At 74.9% G+C, this 23,142-nt stretch carries 17 protein-coding genes; 9 read left to right on the top strand and 8 right to left on the bottom strand.

The features are described from left to right. Positions 1-9 precede the first annotated feature (9 nt). Together metF and ACH4B3_RS10470 are read left to right on the top strand one after the other, a co-directional pair. Positions 10-930, top strand: a complete 921-nt coding sequence (metF, locus tag ACH4B3_RS10475; protein ID WP_398462392.1) for a methylenetetrahydrofolate reductase [NAD(P)H] — start codon at positions 10-12, stop codon at positions 928-930. A gap of 39 nt (positions 931-969) precedes the next feature. After that, entirely contained in the window at positions 970-1,983 is a 1,014-nt protein-coding gene (locus tag ACH4B3_RS10470) for a hypothetical protein (protein WP_398462391.1), read from the top strand. 167 nt (positions 1,984-2,150) lie between these two features. On the opposite strand, the gene ACH4B3_RS10465 is transcribed toward ACH4B3_RS10470, so the two are convergent. The 4 genes from ACH4B3_RS10465 to ACH4B3_RS10450 form a co-directional block, all read right to left on the bottom strand. Then, positions 2,151-3,692 (bottom strand): phytoene desaturase family protein, encoded by a 1,542-nt coding sequence (locus ACH4B3_RS10465; RefSeq protein ID WP_398462390.1) that lies wholly within the window; start codon positions 3,690-3,692, stop codon positions 2,151-2,153. A gap of 474 nt (positions 3,693-4,166) precedes the next feature. Beyond that, a complete protein-coding gene (locus ACH4B3_RS10460; protein WP_398462389.1) occupies positions 4,167-4,805 on the bottom strand; it encodes a TetR/AcrR family transcriptional regulator in 639 nt (212 codons plus the stop codon). A gap of 53 nt (positions 4,806-4,858) precedes the next feature. Then, on the bottom strand, positions 4,859-6,943 hold the full coding sequence (locus ACH4B3_RS10455) for a YhgE/Pip family protein (protein WP_398462388.1): 2,085 nt from the start codon (positions 6,941-6,943) through the stop codon (positions 4,859-4,861). Continuing rightward, positions 6,915-7,904, bottom strand: a complete 990-nt coding sequence (locus ACH4B3_RS10450; RefSeq protein ID WP_398462387.1) for an ATP-binding cassette domain-containing protein — start codon at positions 7,902-7,904, stop codon at positions 6,915-6,917. The genes ACH4B3_RS10455 and ACH4B3_RS10450 overlap by 29 nt, the downstream gene beginning before the upstream one ends. Before the next feature lie 309 nt (positions 7,905-8,213). Between ACH4B3_RS10450 and ACH4B3_RS10445 the strand changes: the two genes are divergently transcribed. The 3 genes from ACH4B3_RS10445 (at position 8,214) to ACH4B3_RS10435 (ending at position 10,523) form a co-directional block, all read left to right on the top strand. Then, positions 8,214-8,786: an SAV_6107 family HEPN domain-containing protein gene (locus ACH4B3_RS10445; protein WP_398462386.1), complete on the top strand. Its 573-nt coding sequence runs from the start codon at positions 8,214-8,216 to the stop codon at positions 8,784-8,786. A 276-nt stretch (positions 8,787-9,062) separates the two neighbouring features. Then, the gene (locus ACH4B3_RS10440; protein ID WP_398462385.1) at positions 9,063-9,854 is read left to right on the top strand and encodes a methyltransferase; all 792 of its coding nucleotides are present in this window, start codon (positions 9,063-9,065) and stop codon (positions 9,852-9,854) included. Positions 9,855-10,121: 267 nt separating this feature from the next. Continuing rightward, positions 10,122-10,523, top strand: coding sequence for a DUF3040 domain-containing protein (locus ACH4B3_RS10435; protein ID WP_398462384.1), 402 nt, complete (start codon positions 10,122-10,124; stop codon positions 10,521-10,523). A 1,172-nt stretch (positions 10,524-11,695) separates the two neighbouring features. On the opposite strand, the gene ACH4B3_RS10430 is transcribed toward ACH4B3_RS10435, so the two are convergent. The 4 genes from ACH4B3_RS10430 to ACH4B3_RS10415 form a co-directional block, all read right to left on the bottom strand. Then, positions 11,696-14,143: a transglutaminaseTgpA domain-containing protein gene (locus tag ACH4B3_RS10430; RefSeq protein WP_398462383.1), complete on the bottom strand. Its 2,448-nt coding sequence runs from the start codon at positions 14,141-14,143 to the stop codon at positions 11,696-11,698. After that, positions 14,140-15,513 (bottom strand): DUF58 domain-containing protein, encoded by a 1,374-nt coding sequence (locus tag ACH4B3_RS10425; protein ID WP_398462382.1) that lies wholly within the window; start codon positions 15,511-15,513, stop codon positions 14,140-14,142. Before ACH4B3_RS10425 ends, ACH4B3_RS10430 begins: the two co-directional genes overlap by 4 nt. Next, on the bottom strand, positions 15,513-16,628 hold the full coding sequence (locus ACH4B3_RS10420) for an AAA family ATPase (protein ID WP_398462381.1): 1,116 nt from the start codon (positions 16,626-16,628) through the stop codon (positions 15,513-15,515). The genes ACH4B3_RS10425 and ACH4B3_RS10420 overlap by 1 nt, the downstream gene beginning before the upstream one ends. A gap of 196 nt (positions 16,629-16,824) precedes the next feature. After that, entirely contained in the window at positions 16,825-17,391 is a 567-nt protein-coding gene (locus tag ACH4B3_RS10415) for a beta-class carbonic anhydrase (RefSeq protein WP_398462380.1), read from the bottom strand. Positions 17,392-17,784: 393 nt separating this feature from the next. Between ACH4B3_RS10415 and rsmH the strand changes: the two genes are divergently transcribed. From rsmH to ACH4B3_RS10395, 4 genes are all read left to right on the top strand, one after another. Then, positions 17,785-18,744, top strand: a complete 960-nt coding sequence (gene rsmH / locus ACH4B3_RS10410; protein WP_398462379.1) for a 16S rRNA (cytosine(1402)-N(4))-methyltransferase RsmH — start codon at positions 17,785-17,787, stop codon at positions 18,742-18,744. 55 nt (positions 18,745-18,799) lie between these two features. Continuing rightward, positions 18,800-19,219 carry a septum formation initiator family protein gene (locus ACH4B3_RS10405; protein ID WP_398462378.1) on the top strand — a complete coding sequence of 140 codons (420 nt, stop codon included), beginning with the start codon at positions 18,800-18,802 and terminating at the stop codon, positions 19,217-19,219. A 112-nt stretch (positions 19,220-19,331) separates the two neighbouring features. Then, the gene (locus ACH4B3_RS10400; RefSeq protein ID WP_398462377.1) at positions 19,332-21,350 is read left to right on the top strand and encodes a peptidoglycan D,D-transpeptidase FtsI family protein; all 2,019 of its coding nucleotides are present in this window, start codon (positions 19,332-19,334) and stop codon (positions 21,348-21,350) included. Between the two features lie 11 nt (positions 21,351-21,361). After that, entirely contained in the window at positions 21,362-23,110 is a 1,749-nt protein-coding gene (locus ACH4B3_RS10395) for a UDP-N-acetylmuramoyl-L-alanyl-D-glutamate--2,6-diaminopimelate ligase (RefSeq protein ID WP_398462376.1), read from the top strand. Positions 23,111-23,142: the final 32 nt, after the last annotated feature.

Raw genomic sequence — 23,142 nt, 5'->3', positions numbered from 1 at the left:
CCTGCCGGTATGGCCCTAGGCACTGCTTCCACCAGGACAGACCGCGCACGCACGGTGCGCGAACTGCTCGCCTCCGGCGAACAGTCCTATTCGTTCGAGTTCGCCGCCCCGAAGACGGAGAAAGGCGAACGGACCCTGTGGAACGCCATTCGCCGCATCGAGGCGGTCTCCCCGACCTTCGTCTCCGTGACCTACGGGGCGGGCGGCTCCTCCCGGGAGGGCACCGTCCGCGCCACCGAGCGCATCGCCACCGACACCACGCTCACCCCGGTCGCCCACCTCACCGCCGTCAACCACTCCCTGGCGGAACTGCGCAACATCATCGGCCAGTACGCCGACGCCGGCATCAGGAACATGCTCGCCGTCCGCGGTGACCCGCCCGGCGACCCCATGGGCGAGTGGATCCGCCACCCCGAGGGCGTCAGCTACGCCGCCGAGCTGGTCCGGCTGATCAAGGAGTCCGGCGACTTCTGCGTGGGCGTCGCCGCCTTCCCCGAGATGCACCCGCGCTCCACCGACTGGGACACCGACGTCCGCCACTTCGTGGACAAGTGCCGGGCCGGCGCCGACTTCGCGATCACCCAGATGTTCTTCTACCCCGAGGACTATCTGCGGCTGCGGGACCGGGTCGCCGCCGCGGGCTGCGACACCCCGATCATCCCCGAGATCATGCCGGTCACCAACGTCCGGCAGATCGAGCGGTTCGCCCAGCTCAGCAATGCCGCGTTCCCGCCCGACCTGGCAGAGCGGATCCTCGCGGTACAGGACGACCCGGCGGCGGTACGCTCGGTCGGCATCGACTACGCCACGAACCTGTGTGCGCGGTTGATGGCCGAGGAGATCCCCGGGCTGCACTTCATCACCCTCAACCACTCCACGGCGACCCTGGAAATCTACGAGAACCTCGGACTGCACCAGCGGTCCGGATGACGGCGGACGGCACACGGCCGCCGTACGAGAGGGGCGTACATGGGCTGGGCGGTCCTCTACATCGCGTTCGGCATCGTCGCGCTGTGGCTGCTGGGTGAGGTGCTGCTGCAGAACAAGGCACGGCTGCGCTGGCGGCTGCTGGCCTTCACCGGGTTCCTCGGCGTGGTCGCGGGGGTGCTGCTCGCCTCCGTGATCGTGATCGGCGTGGGCGCGGCCGCGTTCGCCGTCGGCCAGACCTACGTGACCCTCTCCTACCGCCGTGGCTTCACCGCGGGCTGGGTGATCAGGAACAAGCGGGGCTCCGCCGGGCGGCGCCCCGCGCGGCCGGAAGCGGAACCCGTCCCGGAAGCCGGCGGCCCGGCCCCGGCGCCCGGGCCGGAGCAGCCTCCGCTGCCCACCTACCAGCCGGAGCCGATGCCCGACGACACCGGCGGGTACGCCGCCTACCGGAGCCCCGAGCCGGCGCCCGAGCCGGAACCGGAACCGGGCTACGACGCCTTCACCACCTCCCAGGCCGGATACGGCGGATACGAGGGGTACGACGGATACGGCTACCCGCAGACCCCGGGCGAGCACGGCGACCAGGGCGCCGGGCAGGACTTCGGCGCCGCGCCCGGCCCGGCGCCGGTGCCCGACGGCGGGCACCCCTACGGCACCCCGGGCTACGCCACCGCGGACCACGGGTACGGCGAGGCCGGGATCTACCGGGACGCCGGCCCGTACGGCGCCGCGCAGCAGCCCTACCCGGGATACGACCAGCAGGCCTACGACGTCTACGGACAGCCGCAGTACGGCACCGCGGCCGACGACCACTACGCCGCCCAGGACGGGTACGCCGCCCAGGACGGGTACGCCGCCCCGGGTTACGTCCAGCAGCCGTACCCGGCGGCCCAGCCGTATCCGGTCGGGCCCGAGGACACCCCGCCGGGCGGGGTCTGGGTGCCGCAGCAGCGGGACGGGGACGTGCCGGCCGCGCCGCCGGAGCAGCCGCCGCACTACCCGTACCAGCAGGAGCCGGGGCCCAGCGGCTACGACGGCCAGTACCGCTACTGACCGCCGGCCGCCGCCACCGCACCGGTGGCGGCGGCCGGCCACCGGCGAGCGCCCGGTGCGGCCCGCCGGGCGGCTCCGGGGCGCACCCGCCCGGCGCCGCAGGGGGTCGACGTCGTACCCGCCGGGCGTCGTGCCCGCCCGGCGCCGCACGCGGCCGGGGCGGCGGGCTACTGGGAACCGCGCCAGCCCGCGCCCTCGACGATCAGCCCGGCGACCAGCGCCCCGGACATCCCCGCGTGCGGCAGGCCGCCTCCCGGATGGGCCCAGCCGCCCGCCAGGTACAGCCCCGGTGTCCGGGTCAGGTTGGCGGGCCGCAGCAGCCGCCCGTCCACCCCCGCCAGCGCGGGCGGCGGCACCGCGCCGCCCGGCGCACCGGTGCCGGCCGCGACGTCGTGCGGCGTGCGCACCTCCCGCCAGAGCACCCGCCCGGCCAGCCCGGGGATCGCGGCCCCGGCGGCGGCCACCAACCGGTCGGCGGCCGCCTCCGCCACCGCCGGGTCCGCCCAGTCCACCGCGCCGTGCGGGGCCACGGTGGCGGTGAGCGTCACCGCCTCGTGGTCCTCGTCCGGCCGGGTGGCCGGGTCGTCCGGGCGGAGCACCGTCACGGTGGGACGCCCGACCGGAGCCCCGGGCGCGGAACGGCCGCCGAAGACCGCGGACAGCTCGGCGTCCCGGTCCCCGGCGTGCACGACCGTGCGGTGGGCGGTGCCCGCGGGCCGGGCCCCGGACAGCGCGAGGAGGACCGTCAGCCGGCCGGGCGGGCCGTCCGCCGCCCCGCCCGCCGGCCGGACGTCACCCTCGGCCCACGGCGACGCCCCGTCCGTCAAGGCGGGCAGAACCGCCGGGTGGACACCCGCGACCACCGCGTCCGCCGCCACCGGCGGAGCGCCGCCGCCGAGCAGCAGCCCCGTCACCCGCCCGTCCGCCGTCGTGATGCCGGTGACCTCGGTGCCGAAGGAGAACTCCACCTTCCGCGCCCGGCACCGCTCGTACACCGCGTCGGCCAGCGCCCGCATCCCGCCGCGCACGTACCAGCTGCCGAAGGTCTGCTCCAGGTAGGGCAGCACCGTCGCGCCGGCCGGCGCGGCACGCGGATCGAGCCCCTGGGCCAGCGCGTGGCTCTCCAGCAGGGCGACCGCCCGCGGGTCGCCCAGCTCCCGCGCGGCGATGTCGGCGAGGGTCGCCGGCCGGCCCGCGCCCCGGCGGAACCAGCCGCGCCGCGGCGGCACCGGATACGGGTCCCGGCGGAGCGCCGACCAGTCGGCCCGCAGCGGCTCCTCGAGCAGCGGCCGGCGGGTGGCGTCCCAGGTGTCCCGGGCGCGGTTGACCAGCTCGCTCCAGCGCTCGCCGGAACCCGCGCCGAAGGCACCGTCCAGCGCCGCGAGGACCCCGCCCCGGGAGGCGTTCGGCAACCGGAGGCGGGTGCCGTCCGGGAACACGTGGTCAGCGGCGGGGTCGACCTGGGACAGCTCGACACACCGCTCCAGCGGTTCCTTGCCGGTCTTGACGAACAGGTCGCGGTAGACCGCCGGCAGATGCAGCAGACCGGGGCCGGTGTCGAAGGCGAAACCGTCCCGCTCGAAACGCCCGAGCGCGCCCCCGTGCGTCGGTCCCCGCTCGTACACCGCCACCCGGTGGCCCGCGACGGCCAGCCGGGCAGCGGCAGCCATGGCGCCCATCCCGGCGCCGATCACCGCAATCCGTGCCATGTCCGTGACCCTATCCGCGCCACCGGTCACGCCGGGCCGCAGGTCCCGCCGGGGTACCCCGGCCCGGCCGGAGCCGGTGCTCAGACCTGAGTAGCTGTACCTAGCGGCGCAGATGAGTAGCCGCGCGGATGATCGGCCACCCGCCCGGACGGGAGAGTGGTGCCCACGGAAGGGGCGCGGCGCCGGCACCGCCGACACGGGGTGGCGGAACGGCGCGGCGACCCGGACGCACCAGGGGGAAGCCACCAGCGGGAGCCAGGGGGACTCGGCGGGTGGCCAGGGGGAAAACGGGGTTCGTCCTCGATCGGCGGACGGGCGTGGCGACACGCCCCCGGCGATCGAGGACGTACACCGTTCCGGCCGGGACGCCCCACCGGGCGCGTCCACCGGGCGCACCGCGCCCGGCCGCGGTCCCGTTCCCGCCGCCGACCGCTCCGGCCGCCCACCGCGGCCCCGCCGCGCACCGTCCGGCCGCTAGGCCCGCGGCAGCTCCCGGGCGCCCGGCGGCCGCCCGCTGACCCGGCCCTGCAACAGCCGCGACAGCGCCGCGTGCACGTCGTCGATCGACCGCTCCGGCTGGTAGGACTGCCAGTCCAGGGCCGCCACCAGCACCATCCCGAACAGCGCCGAAGCGGTCAGCGGAATGTCGATCTCCGCGGTCAGCTCGCCGTCGGCGACGGCCTCGTGGAGCACGGTCTCGATCACCGCGATGGCGCGCTTGCGCACCAGCATCAGGGTCGACTGCCAGGCCCGGTTGGTGCGCCACAGCTCCGCGACGTAGAGCTGGGTGAGCGACGGGTAGCGGGAGATGAAGTCCAGCCCGGACCGGATCATCGCGTCCAGCGCGTCCACATGGCTGCCGCCGCGCTCCGCGGTCTCGTCGGCGGCGTGCTGCAGCGAGTCGGTGAGCAGCTCGATGCCGTGCCGCAGCAACTCCTCGAAGAGCACGGTCTTGCTGGCGAAGTTGTAGTAGACCGTGCCCTTCGCCACCCCGGCCCGCTCGGCGATCTCCTCCACCGTGGTGGAGGAGAAGCCCTGTTCGGCGATGAGCGTGACCGCCGCCTCGAAGAGCTTCCGCCGGGTGGCCTGACGGCGTGTGCTGCTGCTGTCCATGCCCCCGATTCTCCCTGCTGGACAGTGCCCCGCACGCCCCTCGCCGGGCCGGTTCACAGGGTGAGTTCCGGGTGCAGCCGGTCCAGCGTCCACACCTGCTTGCGCCGCGCGGACCAGGCGGTCAGCGCCAGCGCCGCCACCGTGAAGGCGGTCAGGACGGCGCACGCCTCCCACACCGGCCCCAGGCCACCCCCGGTGATCAGCCGCCGCAGCGCCGCCACGACGTAACTCATCGGCAGGAACGGGTGCAGCGCGTTGAAGAACCCGGGGCTGGTCTGCACCGGATAGGTGCCGCCGGCGGAGGTGAGCTGGAGCATCAGCAGCGCCAGCACCAGGATCCGGCCGGCCGGGCCGAAGCGGGCGTTGAGCCACTGCACGATGGCCGCGAAGCAGGCGGTGACCAGCAGCAGGAAGGCGACGGTACCGCCGGCCCGGGCCATCCGGAGCCCCAGCGACCAGTGCAGCACGGACATCAGCGCGGCGGTCTGCAGGGCCCCGATCACGGCCACCGGAAGCCATCCGGCGAGCGCTGTCCGCCAGGCGGAGGCGCCCGCGGCGAGCGCCCGGCGATTGAGCGGCTGGATGAGCATGTAGGCCACCATCGCGCCCACCCAGAGGGCGAGCGGGATGAAGTAGGGCGCGAAACCGGTGCCGTAGTTGGGGGCCGAGTGGAGCGAGTTCGACGCCAGCCGCACCGGATCCGCCATCACCTCGGTGCGCGCGTCGCGGTCGTCCTTGCCGTAGTCGGGGATCCGCTCGGCGCCCTTGTGCAGCCCGTCGGCGAGCTTCCCGGAGCCGTCGACCAGCTTGATCAGGCCGGAGTCCAGGGTCTCGGCGCCGTCCCGGAGCGTCCCCAGCCCGCTGTCCAGGGTCTTGGAGCCCTTCTTGGCGGAGGTCAGGCCGGTGTGCACGTCGTCCGCGCCCTTGGAGACCTTGTGCGCCCCGGTGTTGAGAGCGTTGATCTTGGAGACGGCGGTGTCCAGGTCCTCGTCCAGGTGCGGCGCCTTCTTCGCCAGCCAGGCGGCCTTCTCGTGCAGGTCGTCCAGGTGGCCGCCGAGGGTGTCCAGGTCGGTGGTGTGCCGCTGCACCAGGTCGTCGACGTCCTCCGCCACGTCCGCGGCGGTCCCGGCGGCCTCCTTGGCCTTCTTCAGCGCCGGGCAGTCGGGGTCCGTCCGCACCGGTCCCTCGCAGCGGCGCGCGTACTCCGCGGCGAGGTCGTCCGCGGCCGTGCGGGCCTGGAGCGCGGCCGTGGCGGCCGCCTCGGGGAGCTTGCCCAGGTCCTCGGACGCCTTCGCGGACGCGTCGGCGACCAACTGGGAGACCTCCCCGATCTCCTTGCCGTTCTCCTTGAGGAAGGGCCGGATCCGGTCGGCGACCCCGTTGACCTTGTCCGCCAGGGTCTGGGTGCCCTCGGCCAGGTCGACGGCGCCGGTCTCCAGCCTGCCCGCGCCCTTGTCGAGCTTGGTCAGGCCGTTCTTCAGGGACCGGCTGCCCTTCTTCGCCTTGGCCAGGCCCTCGGCGAGGCTGCCGGCGCCCCGCTGCGCCTTGCCCAGCCCCTTGTCGATCTTGTCGGCGCCCTGGGCTGCCTGCTCCGTCCGGCCGTGGATGTCGGAGAACGAGATGAAGATCCGGTCGTAGAAGCCGCGCGAGGCCTTGGCGGAGGCGGCCGCCCGCACTTCGGAGAAGACCGTCCGGGAGATCTGGCCGACGATGTAGTTGTTGGAGTCGTTGGTCCGTACCCGCAGCGCGCCCGTCGCCGGGTTCTCCCCGGAGCTGGAGGCGATCTGCTTGCTGAAGTCCTCCGGCATGGTGAGCGAGAGGTAGTAGGTGCCGTTCTCGACGCCCGCACGGGCCTCGGCGGCGCTCGTCTCATGCCACTCGAACGTGTCGCTCCGCAGCAGCCGTTCGGCGATGTCGTCGCCCGCGGTGATCTTCCTCCCCTGGACCTCGGCGCCCCGGTCGGCGTTGACCAGCGCCACCGGGATCCGGTCCAGCCGCCCGTACGGGTCCCAGAACGACCAGAGGTACAACGCGCCGTACAGCAGCGGCAGCAGGAGCAGGGCGACCAGGGCCGCCCGGGGCATCCGTCCCCTGCCGAAGCGCTTCAGCTCAAGCGCGGCCAGCTTCGGAGATCGCATCCCCGGCCCCCTCCTCGTTCCGCGGGGCCGCCGGCTCCCGCACGGCCTGCTCGGTCTTCCCGGCGGGCCGGGTCTGCCCGGTCTGCTCGGTCTGCTCGGCCGGCCGGGTGCGGTTGGCCGGTTCGGTCGGTGCCGTCGGTTCGGTCGGTTCGGCAGGTCCGGTCGGGTCAGCCGGTTCGGCGGGTCCGGTCGGGTCAGCCGGTTCGGTCGATCCATCCGGTTCGGTCGCTTCGGCCGGTTCGGTCGCGTCCGGCGGGCCGGTCGGGACGACCACCGCCCCCTCCGGCGCCTCGCTGCACACCGCCAGCACCGTGACGCCCTCCGCGGTGAGCCCCCGCAGCAGCTCCCAGGCCCGCTCCCGCTCGGAGTCCGAGAGCTTGAGGTCGGTGTCGTCGACGGCGAGCAGGGCGGGGCGCCGGATCAGGCCGAGCGCCACCGACAGCCGCAGCGACTCCAGCCTGTCCAGGTCCCGGACGGCGGTCCGCGGGCCCTTCGGCAGGGTGTCCAGGTCCAGGCCGGCCGACGCCAGCGCCGCGTCGATCCGTGCCCGGGCCGCCGCGCGTTCCCCCCGCGGTCGGAGCAGCGCCAGCGGGGAGCCGGTGAACCGCCGCTCCAGCAGGGCGCGTTCCCTCAGGTGCTCGGCGACGGTGAGGGCCGGGTCCAGTTCGGTCACCCCGGGGACGTGGGCCAGTGCGCACACCCGGCGGACCGCCGACATCCGCCGGGGCAGCCGGTGTCCGGCGACCACCGCCTGCCCGGCCGCGACACGCATACGGCCGGTCAGGGCGAGCAGGAGAGAGGTACGGCCGGAGCCGGACGGCCCCGCGATGGCGATCAGGGAACCGGGGCCGGCGCTCAGCCGGACGTCGCGGAACGCCCAGCCGCGCGGGCCGCGGACGCCGAGTCCCTCGGCCGATACCGCGGCGGCGCCCGGGGCGTCGGATGGTGCGGTGGTGTCCAAGAATCCCTCCGGAAGCCGACTCTTTGAACTGACCGGTCAGTTCAAAAACTGTAGCAGCGGGCCTGCCGGCGGGGCGGCGGAGGGGTACCGCGCCGAGGGCCGGACCGCCGGCGCCGGGGCGCCGGGCTGCCCGTGGCGACGGCGAAGGAGCCCGGGGGCGGTGCCTGCGGGCAAGGTGGCCCGATCGCCCGGGAAGGGGACGTTTGTGCAGGTCAGGGCCGATTGTCAGTGGTGTGCCGGACGATGGGCACACACGGCGGCCACCGTCATCACCGGCGGGGTCCGCCCTGGGACGACAGGAGGTTCGTCATGGCCAGTACCGCTGCCGCGCGCCGGCACCGTGCCGCCGGCACCGCCCCTTCGTTGACCGGACCCGCGACCGATGTCCACCCCGTCCTGCGCCGCGCCACGGCCCCGCCGGCCGCGCTCGGACTGCTCACCCAGGCCCACCTCGGCCTGGAGGAAGCCGCCCTGCTGGAGACCGCCAACGAACGGTTCGCCACCGCCCACCTGGCGGCACTGCGGACCGCCGCCGCCGTCCTCGCGGTGCGCGGCCGCCCCGAACCCACCGCGCGTCGCCGGGCGCGCATCCGCAGCGCCTGGGAGGTGCTGCCGGAGGTCGCCCCCGAGCTGACCGAATGGAGCGCCCTGTTCGCCTCCGGAGCCGACCGCCGGGCCCGGGCCGAGGCGGGCATAGCCGGCGCGGCCAGCGCCCGGGACGCCGACGACCTGTTCCGGGCAGTCGGCATGTTCCTCCGCATCGTCGAGCGGATGCTGGCGCTGCAGCCGACCCTCCCTCAGCAGACCGCCCGGACCGACGGACCGACCACCCGGACCGACGGGCCGGAGGAGGAACGGGAGGCACCGGTGACCGGAGGCTGACCCGCCCCGGGGGTGCGCCCGGGGCCCGCCCTGGGCGCACCCGGGGCGGGAGAGCGCCTCGCGGATGCCGCCCGGTGGGTGGCCGGGGCGCCGCCGCCACCGGACCGGCCAGGCCTGCGGATCCGCCGTGGGCGGCCGGGAGGTACCTGCCGGGCGCGGCGGGTGCCCCGCGCGCCGCCACACCCCTGGTGAGGCAATAGGCTGGGGCCGTCGACGTCAGCAATCGGTCGTCACCGCGGGAGCGGCGACGACACCCGCGCCGAGGAGCCATCCGCCGTGCCCGAGCCTTCCCCTAACCCCGGCGGGGAGATCCCACTTCGCCCCCGCGCGTCCCTCCGCACCGCAGTGGTGTGGGAGGTCCTCGAGGACGCCCTGGACCGCCGGGTCAAGACAGCCGATCCGGCGGCCGGGGGAGTCCTCGACGTGCTGGACACCGGCGGCGGCACCGGCAACTTCGCCGTCCCGGTGGCCCGGCTCGGCCACCGCGTCACCGTGGTCGACCCCAGCCCCAACGCCCTGTTCGCGCTGGAACGCCGGGCCGCCGAGGCCGGCGTCGCGGACCGGGTGCGCGGCGTCCAGGGCGACGCGCACGGGCTGTTCGAGGTGGTCCGGCCCGCAGGGTACGACGTGGTCCTCTGCCATGGCGTGCTGGAGTACGTCGACGACCCGGCCGAGGGGCTGCGCAACGCCGTCGCCGCGCTGCGTCCGGCGGGCACCCTCAGCCTGCTCGCCGCCGGTCTCGGCGGTGCCGTGCTCTCCCGCGCGCTCGCCGGGCACTTCTCCGAGGCCCGGCACGCCCTGACCGACCCGGCGGGCCGCTGGGGCGAGGGCGACCCGATTCCGCACCGCTTCACCGCCGACCAGCTGACCGAGCTGGTCACGGCGGCCGGTCTGGAGGTGGGCGCGGTGCACGGGGTACGGGTCTTCTCCGACCTCGTCCCCGGCGTACTGGTGGACACCGAGCCCAGCGCGCTGGAGGCACTGCTCCAGCTGGAGTCGGCCGCCGCCGAACTGCCCGCCTTCCACTCCATCGCCACCCAGCTGCACGTCCTCGCCGAGCGGGGCTGACCGCGCCACCCCCGCCGAGCTGCGGTTCCGGACGGTGCGCTGGGCCACAGCCCACCCGATCAGCCGGTTCGCCCCGTATGATCGAGGGACACCGTCCCGCATGGCGGATCGGCGGGTGGGGAATGGAGCTTTCAGCGCCACCGTCCACCACAGCGGTACCGGTGGGTGAATTGGCGCAGAGGGGCGGGTTTCACGGGGGCGATTCCCTGCCTATCCTGAAAGGGTCGCACCCGGTCGCCCCCCGCGACCGACGAGTAGGAGGACTCCGTGCCGCTCTCGGAGCACGAGCAGCGCATGCTCGAGCAGATGGAGCGAGCGCTGTACGCCGAAGATCCCAAGTTCGCGACAGCGCTTGAGGGTAGCGGCCTGCGCACGTACACCCGTCGACGGGTCTACCAGGCGGTCGCTGGTTTTCTGGTGGGCATCGCGCTCCTCATGGTCGGCGTGGCTGTCCAGCAGATCTGGGTCAGCGTGGTGGGCTTCCTCGTCATGCTCGGATGCGCCGTGCTCGCGGTGACCGGCTGGCGCAAGGCCCCCAAGCCCGGAGAACAGCGGTCGGCCGGAGCCGGTGAGGGCGCGGGACGTCGCCATCCGGGCCGCCAGCGCCGTTCGATGATGCACCGGATCGAGGAACGGTGGCAGCGCCGCCGCGACGAACAGGGCCACTGAGCACCGCACCGTACCCGCCCTGCCCGGGCGGTGGCGGGTGACAGAACGCTTGATCAAGGCTTGAGGAGGGCGGGCGCCACAAGGCGCCCGCCCTCCGTCGTGTGTACCCGGGCGACCGCCCGGGCTTCCGCGCTCGGCTGGGACCCCTGCCGAGCGTGCCCTCGCGTGCTCGCTCGCGCCTTCGCACCTGGTCCCAGCGGCGGCCCCCGCCTCCGGCCGGTGCCGGGACGGGGCGGGTGGGCGAGCCCCGGTAGCCATGCCCGTCCAACTGACGGACGGCCGCGCACCCGGAGCGACGAGTACCGGACGGAGGACCGGTCGACGGCATCCGGCACCCAGACCATCGGGCATCGGATGAGCGGCCGGCGGCCCGGGTGCTCCGGGCATCGGGCGGGCGAGGGCGGCACCCGGGCACCGGGCGGTCGGCCACCGGCCCGGGCGCCCCAGGCGTCGGACGGGCGAGAACGGCACCCCGGGCACTGGATGGGCGGCCAGTGGCCCGGGTGTCCCGGGCATCGGGCGGGTGAGGGCGGCACCCGGGCACCGGGCGGTCGGCCACCGGCCCGGGCGCCCCAGGCGTCGGACGGGCGAGAACGGCACCCCGGGCACTGGATGGGCGGCCAGTGGCCAGTGGCCCGAGTGTCCCGGGCATTGGACGGGCGAGGCGGTACCCCGGGCACCGGATGGGCAGGGCAGCTAGCGGGCAGTGGCCCGAGTCTCCCGGGCATCGGCCCGGCCGGGGGCGGCACTCCGGGCTCCGGATGGGCGGCCAGCGTCCAGTGGCCCAGGTGTCCCGGGCGTCGGACGGGCGAGAACGGCACCCGGGCACCGGGCGGTCGGCCACCGGCCCGGCGCCCCGGGCCGTGGGCGCAGCGCGCCGCCATCGGGGGCGCCGGCTGATCATCGGCGATCGGCCAGACACTGCCGCCCCCGACCGGGCCGCCACCGGGCAGGGCCGCCACCGAGACCGGGCCGCACTCTGGCAGCGCCGCCACCGGAGGGCCGCCACCTGGGCCAGTCCGCCACCCGAGGGCCGCCAGCTGGGCCAGTCCGCCACCCGAGGGCCGTCACCTGGGCCAGGCCGCCGCCTGAGGGCCGCCACCGGCGGGGCCGGTGCCCAGGCCCGGCCGGTGCCCGGGCCTGGGCACCGGCCGCCCGATGTGGTGGCGCGGTCAGCCGCGCTGCCGGCCCGGCCGGCGTATCCCGTTCGTCCAGCGAGTCCATCGCGCGGTGGACGCGCTCCACCGCGCGGTCCGCTCGGACCACCGCCGGGACGCCGCCCAGACGAGCCGCACGGAGGAGCGCGGCACGAGCAGGGCGCGCAGCCGGGTCCGGCGGTCGGACGCCGCCCGCAGCCCCGCGATCACCTGCCGTACGTCGCTCGCCAGCCCCGACACCGGATGCGGGTGCGGTGCGTACAGCACCTGCTCCACCGCCACCGCCACCCGCTGGGCCGCCTCGGCCGTCGGCGGGTCGAGCCGGCCGGCCCGGACGATCCGGGCCACCGCCCTCCGGGGGGTCTGCGAGTCGTCCGGGGCCACCCCGTGGTCCCAGGCGGAGTCGGTCAGCTCGTGCCAGGCGGCCAGCGTCCGGTCCGCCGCGTCCGCCGGGGTGCGCCCGGCGGACCCGTTCAGCCTCCGCGCCCTCACCCGCAGCCGCCACAGCATGGGCAGCAGCGGTGCGAGGACCAGCAGGGCCATGGCGAGGGTGGCCGCCGCCACCAGCGAACGCTGCTGCCAGCTCCAGCCGCCGGAGGAGCCGTCGTCGGTCGGCCCGGCCGGCGCGGCGTCGTCGCAGTCACCGAGCTTCTTCGCCGAGGGCGGGCAGCTCTCCTTGGCCGACGGCTCCGACGAAGGCCGGTCGGACGTCGTGGGATCCGGGTCCGGCACCTCGGTGGGGTCCTCGGAGGGGATCGGCGTCTCGGTGTAGTCGGGCTGGGTGCCCCGGCTGGGAGTGGGCTCGAACCGGGTCCAGCCCAGTCCCTCGAAGTACAGCTCGGGCCAGGCGTGCGCGTCCCGGATGCCGACCGACATCGTGCCGTCCGTCTGGGCCGTGCCCGGCGTGAACCCGACCGCGACCCGCGCCGGAATGCCCAGCGTGCGCGCCATCGCCGCCATGGTGAAGGAGAAGTGGACGCAGAAGCCCTCGCGCTGGCGCAGGAAGTTCGCGATGGCCTGCGGCCCCTTGCCGGCCTCCACCTGGGTGTCGTAGCGGAACCCGCCGTCGGAGGAGAACCAGTCCTGCAGCTTGACGGCCTGCTCGTAGGAGTTCCTGGCCCCGGAGGTCACCTCCCGGGCGGTGTCGGCCACCACCGGCGGCAGCGAGTCCGGCACCTCGGTGTACTCGCGGAGCAGCCGCGGCGGGGCCTCGGGCGCCGCCGCCAGCTGCCCGGCGGTCGGCTGGACCCGCATGCTGGAGACGGTGTACCGCACGCCCCGGGTGGTCTGCCGGTGGTCGCCGACCACGGTGCGGCCCTCCGGCTCGAACCGCCAGCGTCCGTCGATGTCCACCCGGGTCGCCGGGAAGGGCATCGGCAGCCAGTCCTGGGCGTACCATTCGGCGGCCGCGATGGTGGTGTTCACCCGGGTGGTGCGGATGTCGGTGTCCAGGCCCGCCGGCCAGGGGAACTCCGGCGGCACGTCGCCCACCGGCCGCTCCGACGGCTTCCAGGTGGAGCCGTCGAACTTGTCGAGCGCCAGGATCCGCAGATACATGTCCTGGGTGCGCTCGGCGGTGGTCTTGTACCGCAGTACTTCCTTGTTCTCCGGCTGGTTGAGGCTGTCCTGGAGCGACACCAGCGGGTTGACCGCGGAGATGGTGCCGCCGCCCCCGCCCTTCCCGGGGCCGTCGCCCTCGTTGTCCAGCAGCCCGCCGTCCAGGGACGGCAGCACCGCCGGCACCGCCAGCGCGATACCCAGGGCCAGCGCACCGATCCGGCGCCCGGTGCGGACCGGCGCGAGAGCGGGCCCGGCCGGGGCGTCCAGGCCGGAGCCGGCCCCCTCCGGCGGGCGCGGCCCGCCGCCCCCGCCGGAGAACAGCCGGCCCCACTGGGACAGCCGGTCCCGGCCCTCGGCCAGCAGGAGCAGCAGATAGCCGCTCGCCGCGAGCAGGAACCAGAGCCAGTCCCGGTCGCCCTCGGAGAGCCCGGCCGCGACCGAGTACAGCGCCAGCAACGGCAGCCCGGCGGGCGCGGCGCTGCGGTAGGTGACCGCCAGCGCGTCCACCACCAGGCCTATCAGCAGCACACCGCCGATCAGCAGCAGCCGGATGCCGTCGGTGAGCGGCGCCGGGCTGGCATACAGCGCGACGTCGTCCGCGCCCTGCCGTACCAGCCGGCCGAGGTGCTCGACCGATGTCGGGCTGGGCAGCAGCCCGGCGAACGCCTGCTCCCGGCTGAAGACCACGGTGACCAGCAGCAGCGTCGCCAGCAGCTGCGCGGCCATGGTCAGCGGGCGGGCCAGCGGCACCCGCCGGGCCGCCGCCCCCACCGCGCTCTGCACGGCCAGCAGCAGCGCCGCCTGGAGGATCCACCCGGACTTGTTCACCAGCGGGATCAAGGCGCACGAAGCGGCCAGCGTCGCCAACGCCGCGCACACCGCGAGCCGTGTGCGTCCGCTCACGACCACACCCCCGTCCTGCCCGCCGCCGTCGCGGCTCCCGCGTCCGCCCGGCTCCCGCCCCCGGCACCGGCGTGCCGCCACAGATGGGCCAGCGGGACCCCGGGGCCGACGTGCAGCGCCGTCCAGCCCGCCTCGCGCAGCAGGCCCAGCCGCTCCTCGGCGCGGTGGGCGTCGGCCCTCCGGGCCCCGGGCGACCAGGCGGCAACGTCCAGCACGAAGGCGATCGCCGCCGCGCTGCGCTGCCGCATCCGCGCGGCCAGCGCGGCCTGCTCCTCGTCCAGCTCGCCGAAGAACGCCACCAGCAGCCCCTCACCGCCGCCACGCAGCACGTCGTAGGCGGGGGAGAGGCCGGTGCCGTCCGAGTGGCCGACCACGGCGAGGGCGTCCAGCAGCATCCCGGAGGTCTCGGCCGACTCCAGGGACGGCCCGGCGAAACCGCTCGCCTCCCCACCCGGCACCGAGCTGCCGGTGTCGGTCAGCAGCCGGACCGCGTAGCCGCGCTCCAGCAGGTGTATCGCCGCCGAGGCGGCGCCGGACACGGCCCACTCGAACCCGGAGTCCGGCCCGGCACCGTGGTGCGCGACGGCCCGGGTGTCCAGCAGGACCGTGCAGTGCGCCCGCTGCGGCTGCTCCTCGCGCCGGACCATCAGCTCGCCGTAGCGGGCGGTGGAGCGCCAGTGGACCCGGCGCAGGTCGTCGCCGTGGCGGTAGCCGCGCGGGATGACGTCGTCCTCGCCCGCGAGCGCCAGCGAGCGGTTCCGCCCGTCGCCGTACCCGGCGGCCTCGCCCGCGAGCCGCACCGCCGGCAGCGGCTCCACCCGGGGCACCACGGTCAGGGTGTCGTAGGTGCTGAACCCGCGGGTCAGCTCGCACATGCCGAACGGGTCGGAGAGCCGCAGCTGGAGCGGCCCCAGCGGATAGCGGCCCCGCAGGTCCGAGCGGACCCGGTAGGACACCTCGCGCCGCCCCGACGGCTCGATCCGGTCGAGCACGAAGCGGGGCCGCGGGCCCAGCATGTAGGGCACCCGGTCCTGCAGCATCAGCAGCCCGGTGGGCAGCCGGGAGACGTTCTCCATCCGCAGGTGGACCCGGGCCTCGGAGCCCGCCGGCACCCGGGCCGGGTTGAGCCGCCGGCTGCCGGCGACCCGGTGCCGGGTGCGGTACAGCACGGCCGCGCAGGTCGCCGGCAGCACGGCGAGCAGCAGTCCGACCCGGAGCAGGTCGTCCTGGCCCAGCACGTAGCTGCACACCGCCGCCGCGATACCGGCGGCGAGGAAGGACCGCCCGCGGGTGGTCAGCCCGGCGAGAGCGGTCCGCACACCGCCCTTGTCGTCGTCACCGCCGGTCGGCGGAATCCCCCCAGCACTCATCACATCCTCCGGGCGCCCGGCGGCTGGTGGCCGTACTCGGCCGGCGGCATGCCCGGTGGCATTCCCTGCGGCATGGCCGGGGGCATGGCGGGCGGGGCGACCGGGGGCATCGCCGCGGTGTGGTGGGGCATCGGCTGCGCCCCGCGCGGAGCCGCGGTGGGCACCGGGGTGCGGTGCAGTATCTCCGCCACGACCTGCTCGGAGGTGCGCCGGTTCAGCTGGGCCTGCGCGGTCGGCAGCAGCCGGTGCGCCAGCACCGGGACGGCGAGCGACTGCACGTCGTCCGGGAGCGCGAACTCGCGTCCGGCCAGTGCCGCCGCCGCCTTCGCGGCCCGCAGCAGATGGAGGGTGGCCCGCGGTGAGGCGCCGAGCCGCAGGTCGGGGTGGCTGCGGGTCGCGGAGACCAGGTCGACGGCGTACCGCCGGACCGCCTCGGCGACGTGCACCCCGCGCACCGCGTCCACCAGCTTCACGATGTCCTGGGCCTGCGCGACCGGCCGCAGCGTGTCCAGCGGCGACACGGACCCGTGCACGTCGAGCATCTGCAATTCGGCCTCGGGGCTCGGGTACCCCATGGACACCCGGGCCATGAACCGGTCGCGCTGCGCCTCCGGCAGCGGGTAGGTGCCCTCCATCTCCACCGGGTTCTGGGTGGCCACCACCATGAAGGGGCTGGGCAGCTCGTAGGTCTGCCCGTCTATGGTGACCTGCCGCTCCTCCATCGATTCGAGCAGCGCCGACTGGGTCTTGGGCGAGGCGCGGTTGATCTCGTCGCCGATCACGATCTGGGCGAAGATCGCGCCCGGCTTGAACTCGAACTCCTTGCGCTGCTGGTCGTAGATGCTCACCCCGGTGACGTCCGAGGGGAGCAGATCGGGGGTGAACTGGATCCGGCGCACCGAGCAGTCGACGGACCGGGCCAGCGCCTTGGCGAGCATCGTCTTGCCCACGCCGGGGACGTCCTCGATCAGCAGATGTCCCTCGGCGAGCAGCACCGTCAGCGAGAGCCGCACGACCTCGGGCTTGCCCTCGATCACGCCCTCCACCGACCTGCGGACCCGCTCCGCTGTGGTGGTCAGATCGCTGAGGCTCGCTCGCTCGTCATAGGTCGTCACCCGGCCCTCCTCGGCCCTTTCCCGGGCCGGCGCCCTCGATACGGACCCGGCCCACCCCGAAATGCGGACACCGGCCCCCCGCAGGGGGCTGATGCCACATACGCATTCTTGCCGTCCCCGCGGCATCCCGTCACTCGCCTGTGGATAACCCAGGGGGATTCGACGGGATTGCCCCGATTAGGGCGTGAAAATGGGCTCAATCCTGCGATTCGACGGGGTCGATTTCGCGCAGCAAGCCCGTGTGCACATCAAACACGAACCCTCGCACGTCGTCCTTGTGCAGCAGGAAGGGGGAGGTGCGGACGCGCTGCATCGACTGACGCACGTCCTGGTCCAGGTCCTTGAACGCCTCCACCGCCCAGGCCGGGCGCTGGCCGACCTCGGCCTCCAGCTCGTGCCGGAAGTCCTCGGTGAGGTTGAGCAGACCGCAGCCGGTGTGGTGGATCAGCACCACGCTGCGGGTGCCCAGCGCCCGCTGGCTGATGGTGAGCGACCGGATGATGTCGTCGGTGACCACACCGCCGGCGTTGCGGATCGTGTGGCAGTCACCGAGTTCGAGTCCCAGTGCGGCGTGCAGGTCCAGCCGGGCGTCCATGCAGGCGACGACGGCGACCTTCAGCACCGGGCGGGCGTCCATGCCCGGGTCGTGGAAATCGGAGGCGTACCGGCGGTTGGCTTCGACGAGACGGTCAGTGACCGTGCCTCCCGTGGCGGCGGGGTCGTCGGCGGAGTGGGGAACCGGCTGAGGCGCGGATATCGACATGGCTACGAAGGTATGCGGAACCACGCTGCCGCGGAGGGTCGTGAGGTCGGGCAAACACGGGCACAACGCGCCCCGATGCGCCGTTGTGAGGTAACCCACATGAGTGGAGTGGCCTGCGCCGACCGGGTGACGGTAGCGGCACCCGTGCCCCGGGGCACGCCCCGGCCGGTTGGTTGACCGAGGGGACGAGTGGACTAAAGTGACGCGAAGTGGGAGGCGTGACGCTCCCCTAGGACACCGACACCGAACGTGCGCGGCGCGTACGTACCACTCGGCCTCCTCCCGCTCCCGGTCTCCTGACGTCACTTCCCCGGCGCCAGTGGGCCTCTTCCCCTTCGAGCGGGTGGGGACCCGGCGGTGCGTACCTCTCGCGCCGGACCTGCAGAAGGGCGCATGAGCAGCAACGCTCTCCACGTTCCCGTCATGCTCCAGCGCTGCCTGGACATGCTCGCCCCCGCCCTCGCCGAGCCCGGTGCGGTGGTGGTCGACTGCACCCTCGGCCTCGGCGGCCACAGCGAGGCGCTGCTCGGCACCTTCCCGGCGGCCCGCCTGGTGGCCCTGGACCGCGACCCGGCGGCGCTCAGGCTGTCGGCGGACCGCCTCGCCCCGTACGGCGACCGCGCCACCCTGGTGCACGCGGTCTACGACGAGCTGCCCGAGGTCCTCGACCGGCTCGGCATCCCCAAGGTCCAGGGCGTCCTGTTCGACCTCGGGGTGTCCTCCATGCAGCTGGACGAGGCCGGCCGCGGCTTCGCCTACGCGCAGGACGCGCCGCTGGACATGCGGATGGACCAGACGACCGGGATCAGCGCCGCCGAGGTCCTCAACACCTACCCGCCGGGCGAGCTGGTCCGCATCCTGCGCTCGTACGGCGAGGAGAAGTTCGCCCGGAAGATCGTCGAGGCGGTGGTCCGGGAGCGCGAGAAGGAACCGTTCAGCAACAGCGCCCGGCTGGTCGAACTCATCCGCGCGGCGCTGCCGCAGGCCGCCAAGCGCACCGGCGGCAACCCGGCCAAGCGCACCTTCCAGGCCCTGCGCATCGAGGTGAACGGGGAGCTCGCGGTGCTGGAGCGGGCCGTCCCGGCGGCCGTCGCGGCGCTCGCCGTCGGCGGCCGGATCGCCGTCCTGTCGTACCACTCGCTGGAGGACCGCCTGGTCAAGCAGGTGTTCGCGGCCGGTGCCGCGAACACCGCGCCGCCCGGGCTGCCGATCGTCCCCGAGCAGTACCAGCCCCGCCTGAAGCTGCTCACCCGCGGCGCCGAGCTGCCCACCGAGGAGGAGGTCGCCGAGAACCGGCGGGCCGCCCCCGCCCGGCTGCGCGGCGCCCAGCGCATCCGGGAGGACGCCCGGTGAGCCGGCTGCCCGCCGGCCGCCCCCGGCGCGGGGCCGAGCCGGGCCGGGAGGCGGCATGACCGCCTCCGCGGGTCCGGGCACGGCGGCCCGGCGGACACCCTTCGTGCTGCTCGTGGTGGTCCTCCTGGGCTCCGGGCTGATCAGCCTGCTGATGCTCAACTCCGCCCTGAACCAGGGCTCCTTCGAACTCGACCGGCTGGAGAAGCGCACCACCGACCTGGACGACGAGCGGCAGGCCCTCCAGCAGGAGGTCGACCGGCTCGCCGCCCCGGACGCCCTGGAACGGCGGGCCCGGGAGCTGGGGCTGGTCCCCGGCGGCACCCCGGTCTTCCTCGACCCGGACGGCACCGTCCGCGGGGCGCCGGAGCCGGCCGGCGACACCTCCGTGCTGCGGCTGCCCGCGCCCGCCCTGCCCCCGGCCCTGACCGGCACCGCCCAGGACCCCCGCGAACCCGCCCCGACCTCCGGTAGGTGACGCACGTGCCGCACCCCCTCGGGAAGCGCCCCCGGTACCTCCGCCCACGACGGCCGCGCGGAGTGGCGGCCGGCCTCCGCACGCGCCGCCCGGCCGGGGCGGTGGCCGCCCGATGAGCACCCCCCGCGACCCCGGGCGCCGCGTGCCGCGCCCGGCCCGGCCCCGCGGCGAGACCCCCCGGTCAGGCTCCGGCGCGTCCCGCCCGGCCCGCCCCGGCACCCGCCGCCCCGGCCCCCGCCCGGCCCGCGACGCCGCCCGCTCCCGCCCGGCCCGCCCCGGCGGACCGGCCCGCGGCGGCAGAGCCCAGCCGCTGCGGCTGGGCAGCCCGCGCCCGCGGCTGCGGCTGATCAGCCTCGCGCTCACCCTGGTGATGCTGGCCTTCGTCATCCGGCTGCTCCAGGTGCAGGCCGTCGACGCCGACGCCTACGCCGCCAAGGCCAACATCAACCGGTACGTCCCGGTGCGGCTCGCCGCCGAACGCGGCACCATCACCGACCGGTCCGGGATCGCCCTGGCCACCACCGTCGACGCCTACGACATCACCGCCGCGCCGGACCTGCTGACCCCGGGCACCGCCCGGATCGACGACGCGCCGCGGCAGGCCGCCGAACTGCTCGCGCCGATCCTCGGCGCCAAGCGGTCGGACCTGGAGCACAAGCTCAGCGCCAACCCGAAGTCGAAGTACGTGGTGCTCGCCCGGCAGCAGACGCCGCAGGTGTGGAACCAGATCAAGGACCTCAAGCAGGCGCTGGCCGACAAGGCCGAGCAGACCGGGGGAGTCAACGTGCTCGCCGGGGTCAACCGGGAGGCGCACAGCAGGCGGGTCTATCCCAACGGTGAACTCGCCGCCGGGATACTGGGCTTCGTGGACGCCCAGGGCAAGGGCGCCGGAGGCATCGAGCGGCAGCTGGACGGGAAGCTCGCGGGCAAGGACGGCAAGCGGGTGTACGCCCAGTCCGGCGGCCGTCAGGTCCCCACCGCCGACGTCGACGAGCAGCCCGCGGTGCCCGGCTCGGACGTCGAGCTGACCATCGACCGGGACATCCAGTGGGCCGCCCAGCGCGCCATCAGCGAGCAGGTCGCCGAGTCCAAGGCCGACCGGGGCTACGTCGTGGTGCAGGACACCCGCACCGGGCAGATCCTCGCCCTCGCCAACGCCCCCGGCTTCGACCCGGGAGACGTGTCCGCGGCCGACTCCGCCACCCTCGGCAACGCCGCGCTCTCCGACGCCTACGAGCCGGGCAGCGTCAGCAAGGTGATGTCCATGGCCGCGGTCCTGGAGGAGGGCGCCGCCCGCTGGGACACCCGGGTCGAGGTGCCCAACCGGCTGCCCCGCGCCGACCGGGCGTTCGCCGACGACATCGACCACCCCACCTGGTACCTCACCCTCAACGGGGTGCTCGCCAAGTCCAGCAACATCGGCACCATCCTGGCCACCGAGCAGCTGGGCGACAGCCAGCCGCGGGCCAACCGGGTCCTCTACTCCTACCTGCGGAAATTCGGTATCGGCCAGTACACCGGCCTGGGTTTCCCCGGCGAGTCGCGGGGCATTCTGGCCAGGCCCGGGGAGTGGAGCGCCTCCCAGCAGTACACCATCCCGTTCGGCCAGGGGCTCTCCCTCAACGCGGTGCAGGCCACCTCCGTCTACTCCACCATCGCCAACGGCGGCGAACGCATCGAACCGTCCCTGGTGCGCGGCACCAGGGGGCCGGACGGCCGGTTCACCGCGGCACCCGCCCCGGAGCGGACCCGGGTGGTGAGCCGGCAGACCGCCAGGACGCTCGCCACCATGCTGGAGTCCGTGGTGGACGACAACGAGGGCACCGGCACCAAGGCGAAGATCTCCGGCTACCGCGTCGCGGGCAAGACCGGCACGTCCAACCGGGTGGATCCGAAGACCGGCCGCTACCACGGCTACACGGCCTCCTTCGCCGGTTTCGCGCCCGCCGACCAGCCGCGGCTGACCGTCTACTGCGCGGTGCAGAACCCGACCAGCGGCAGCTACTTCGGCGGCCAGGTCTGCGGCCCGGTCTACAAGCAGGTCATGGAGTTCGCGCTGAAGACGCTGCGGGTCCCGCCGTCCGGGAAGGAGCCCGCCCGGCTGCCCGTGAGCTACTCCCCGGGCTCCTGAGCGGTGTCACCGTGACGACGATCACCCCGGGCTCCGGGAACCGCCGCCGATTTCGCGACCAGGCGGGTACGCCCGGTACGCTCACCGCCGTGCCACACGCTGATCAGTCCCAAACCTCCGAGAAGGACGTTCCCGCGGTTTTCCCGGGAGCGCCCCGTCCCCTCCAGGTCTCCCCCACCCCGCTGGGAGAGCTGGCCGGTCAGCTGGGCATCGCCGCCCCGGAAGGGAAGCCGGTCACCGGGATCACCCATGACTCGCGCGCCGTCCGGCCGGGCGACCTCTACGCCGCGCTGCCCGGCGCCCGCCTGCACGGCGCCGACTTCGCGGCCCAGGCCGCGGACCTCGGCGCGGTCGCCGTGCTGACCGACCCGACGGGCGAGGAGCGGGCCGCGGCCACCGGGCTGCCGGTGCTGACCGTGCCCGACCCCCGGGCCCGGATGGGCGCGCTGGCGGCCACCATCTACGGCGAGCCGGGCGCCGGCCTGCTGCAGATCGGCATCACCGGCACCTCGGGCAAGACCACCACGGCCTACCTGGTCGAAGGAGGGCTGCGCGCAGCGTCCGTTGAGGGTGGTGGCGGGCGACGGGCGGGAGGGCTGCGCGCCGCGGCGGCCGGCCAGGAGCGGCTGACCGGGCTGATCGGCACGGTCGAGTCGCGGATCGGTGACGAGCGCGTCAAGTCCGAGCGCACCACCCCGGAGGCCACCGACCTCCAGGCGCTGTTCGCGGTGATGCGCGAGCGCGGTGTCCACTCCGTGGTCATGGAGGTCTCCAGCCACGCCCTGGTGCTGGGCCGGGTCGACGGCTGCGTCTTCGACGTGGCGGTCTTCAACAACCTCAGCCCGGAGCACATGGAGTTCCACTCCGACATGGAGGACTACTTCCAGGCCAAGGCGCAGCTGTTCACCCGGGCCCGCAGCCGGGCCGCGGTGGTCAACCTGGACGACGAGTACGGCAGGCGCCTGACCACGCTCAGCGAGGTCCCGGTCACCACCTTCTCCGCCGAGGGCCACCCGGACGCCCACTGGCGGGCCACCGACGTCGAGATCGGCGCGGTCGGCTCGACCTTCACCATCCTCGGCCCGGCGGGCGAGCGGGTGCGCGCCGCGTCCCCGATCGCCGGCCCGTTCAACGTCGCCAACGCGCTCGCCGCGGTCACCGCGCTGGTGGTCGCCGGGATCGACCCGCAGACCGCGGCCGACGGCGTCGCCGCCGTGCCCGGCGTACCGGGCCGTCTGGAGCGGGTGGACGCCGGGCAGCCGTACCTCGCGGTGGTCGACTACGCCCACAAGACCGACGCCGTCGAATCGGTCCTGCGCGCGCTGCGCAAGGTCACCGAGGGCCGCCTGCACGCCGTGCTCGGCTGCGGCGGCGACCGGGACCCGCACAAGCGCGCCCCGATGGGCGCCGCGGTCGCCCGGTTCGCCGACACCGCCGTACTGACTTCCGACAACCCCCGCTCCGAGGATCCGCTGGCGATCCTCGCCACCATGCTCGCGGGCGCCGCCTCGGTGCCCGCCCACGAGCGCGGCGAGGTGCTGGTGGACGCCGACCGGGCCGCCGCCATCGCCTCGGCCGTGGCCCGCGCCGAGCCCGGGGACACCGTCCTCATCGCGGGCAAGGGCCACGAGCAGGGCCAGGACATCGCCGGGGTGGTACGCCCCTTCGACGACCGCCAGGTCCTGCGGCGGGCCATCGAGCGGGCCCGGGCGGAAGCCCGGGCAGTGGACACCGCACCGCACCGTCACGACCAGGGATGACTTGATCGACATGCGCGCACCAGCCTCCCCCA

Source organism: Streptomyces sp. NPDC018031, from assembly GCF_044327625.1.
Lineage (GTDB): Bacteria > Actinomycetota > Actinomycetes > Streptomycetales > Streptomycetaceae > Streptomyces.
This window is presented reverse-complemented; position numbering and strand designations above follow the sequence as displayed.

Excerpts from the sequence above, each read along its gene's own strand:
- metF (WP_398462392.1), top strand. The coding sequence starts at position 10 with ATGGCCCTAGGCACTGCTTCCACCAGGACAGACCGCGCACGCACGGTG.
- ACH4B3_RS10470 (WP_398462391.1), top strand. The coding sequence starts at position 970 with ATGGGCTGGGCGGTCCTCTACATCGCGTTCGGCATCGTCGCGCTGTGG.
- ACH4B3_RS10465 (WP_398462390.1), bottom strand. The coding sequence starts at position 3,692 with ATGGCACGGATTGCGGTGATCGGCGCCGGGATGGGCGCCATGGCTGCC.
- ACH4B3_RS10460 (WP_398462389.1), bottom strand. The coding sequence starts at position 4,805 with ATGGACAGCAGCAGCACACGCCGTCAGGCCACCCGGCGGAAGCTCTTC.
- ACH4B3_RS10455 (WP_398462388.1), bottom strand. The coding sequence starts at position 6,943 with ATGCGATCTCCGAAGCTGGCCGCGCTTGAGCTGAAGCGCTTCGGCAGG.
- ACH4B3_RS10445 (WP_398462386.1), top strand. The coding sequence starts at position 8,214 with ATGGCCAGTACCGCTGCCGCGCGCCGGCACCGTGCCGCCGGCACCGCC.
- ACH4B3_RS10425 (WP_398462382.1), bottom strand. The coding sequence starts at position 15,513 with ATGAGTGCTGGGGGGATTCCGCCGACCGGCGGTGACGACGACAAGGGC.
- ACH4B3_RS10415 (WP_398462380.1), bottom strand. The coding sequence starts at position 17,391 with ATGTCGATATCCGCGCCTCAGCCGGTTCCCCACTCCGCCGACGACCCC.
- rsmH (WP_398462379.1), top strand. The coding sequence starts at position 17,785 with ATGAGCAGCAACGCTCTCCACGTTCCCGTCATGCTCCAGCGCTGCCTG.
- ACH4B3_RS10405 (WP_398462378.1), top strand. The coding sequence starts at position 18,800 with ATGACCGCCTCCGCGGGTCCGGGCACGGCGGCCCGGCGGACACCCTTC.
- ACH4B3_RS10400 (WP_398462377.1), top strand. The coding sequence starts at position 19,332 with ATGAGCACCCCCCGCGACCCCGGGCGCCGCGTGCCGCGCCCGGCCCGG.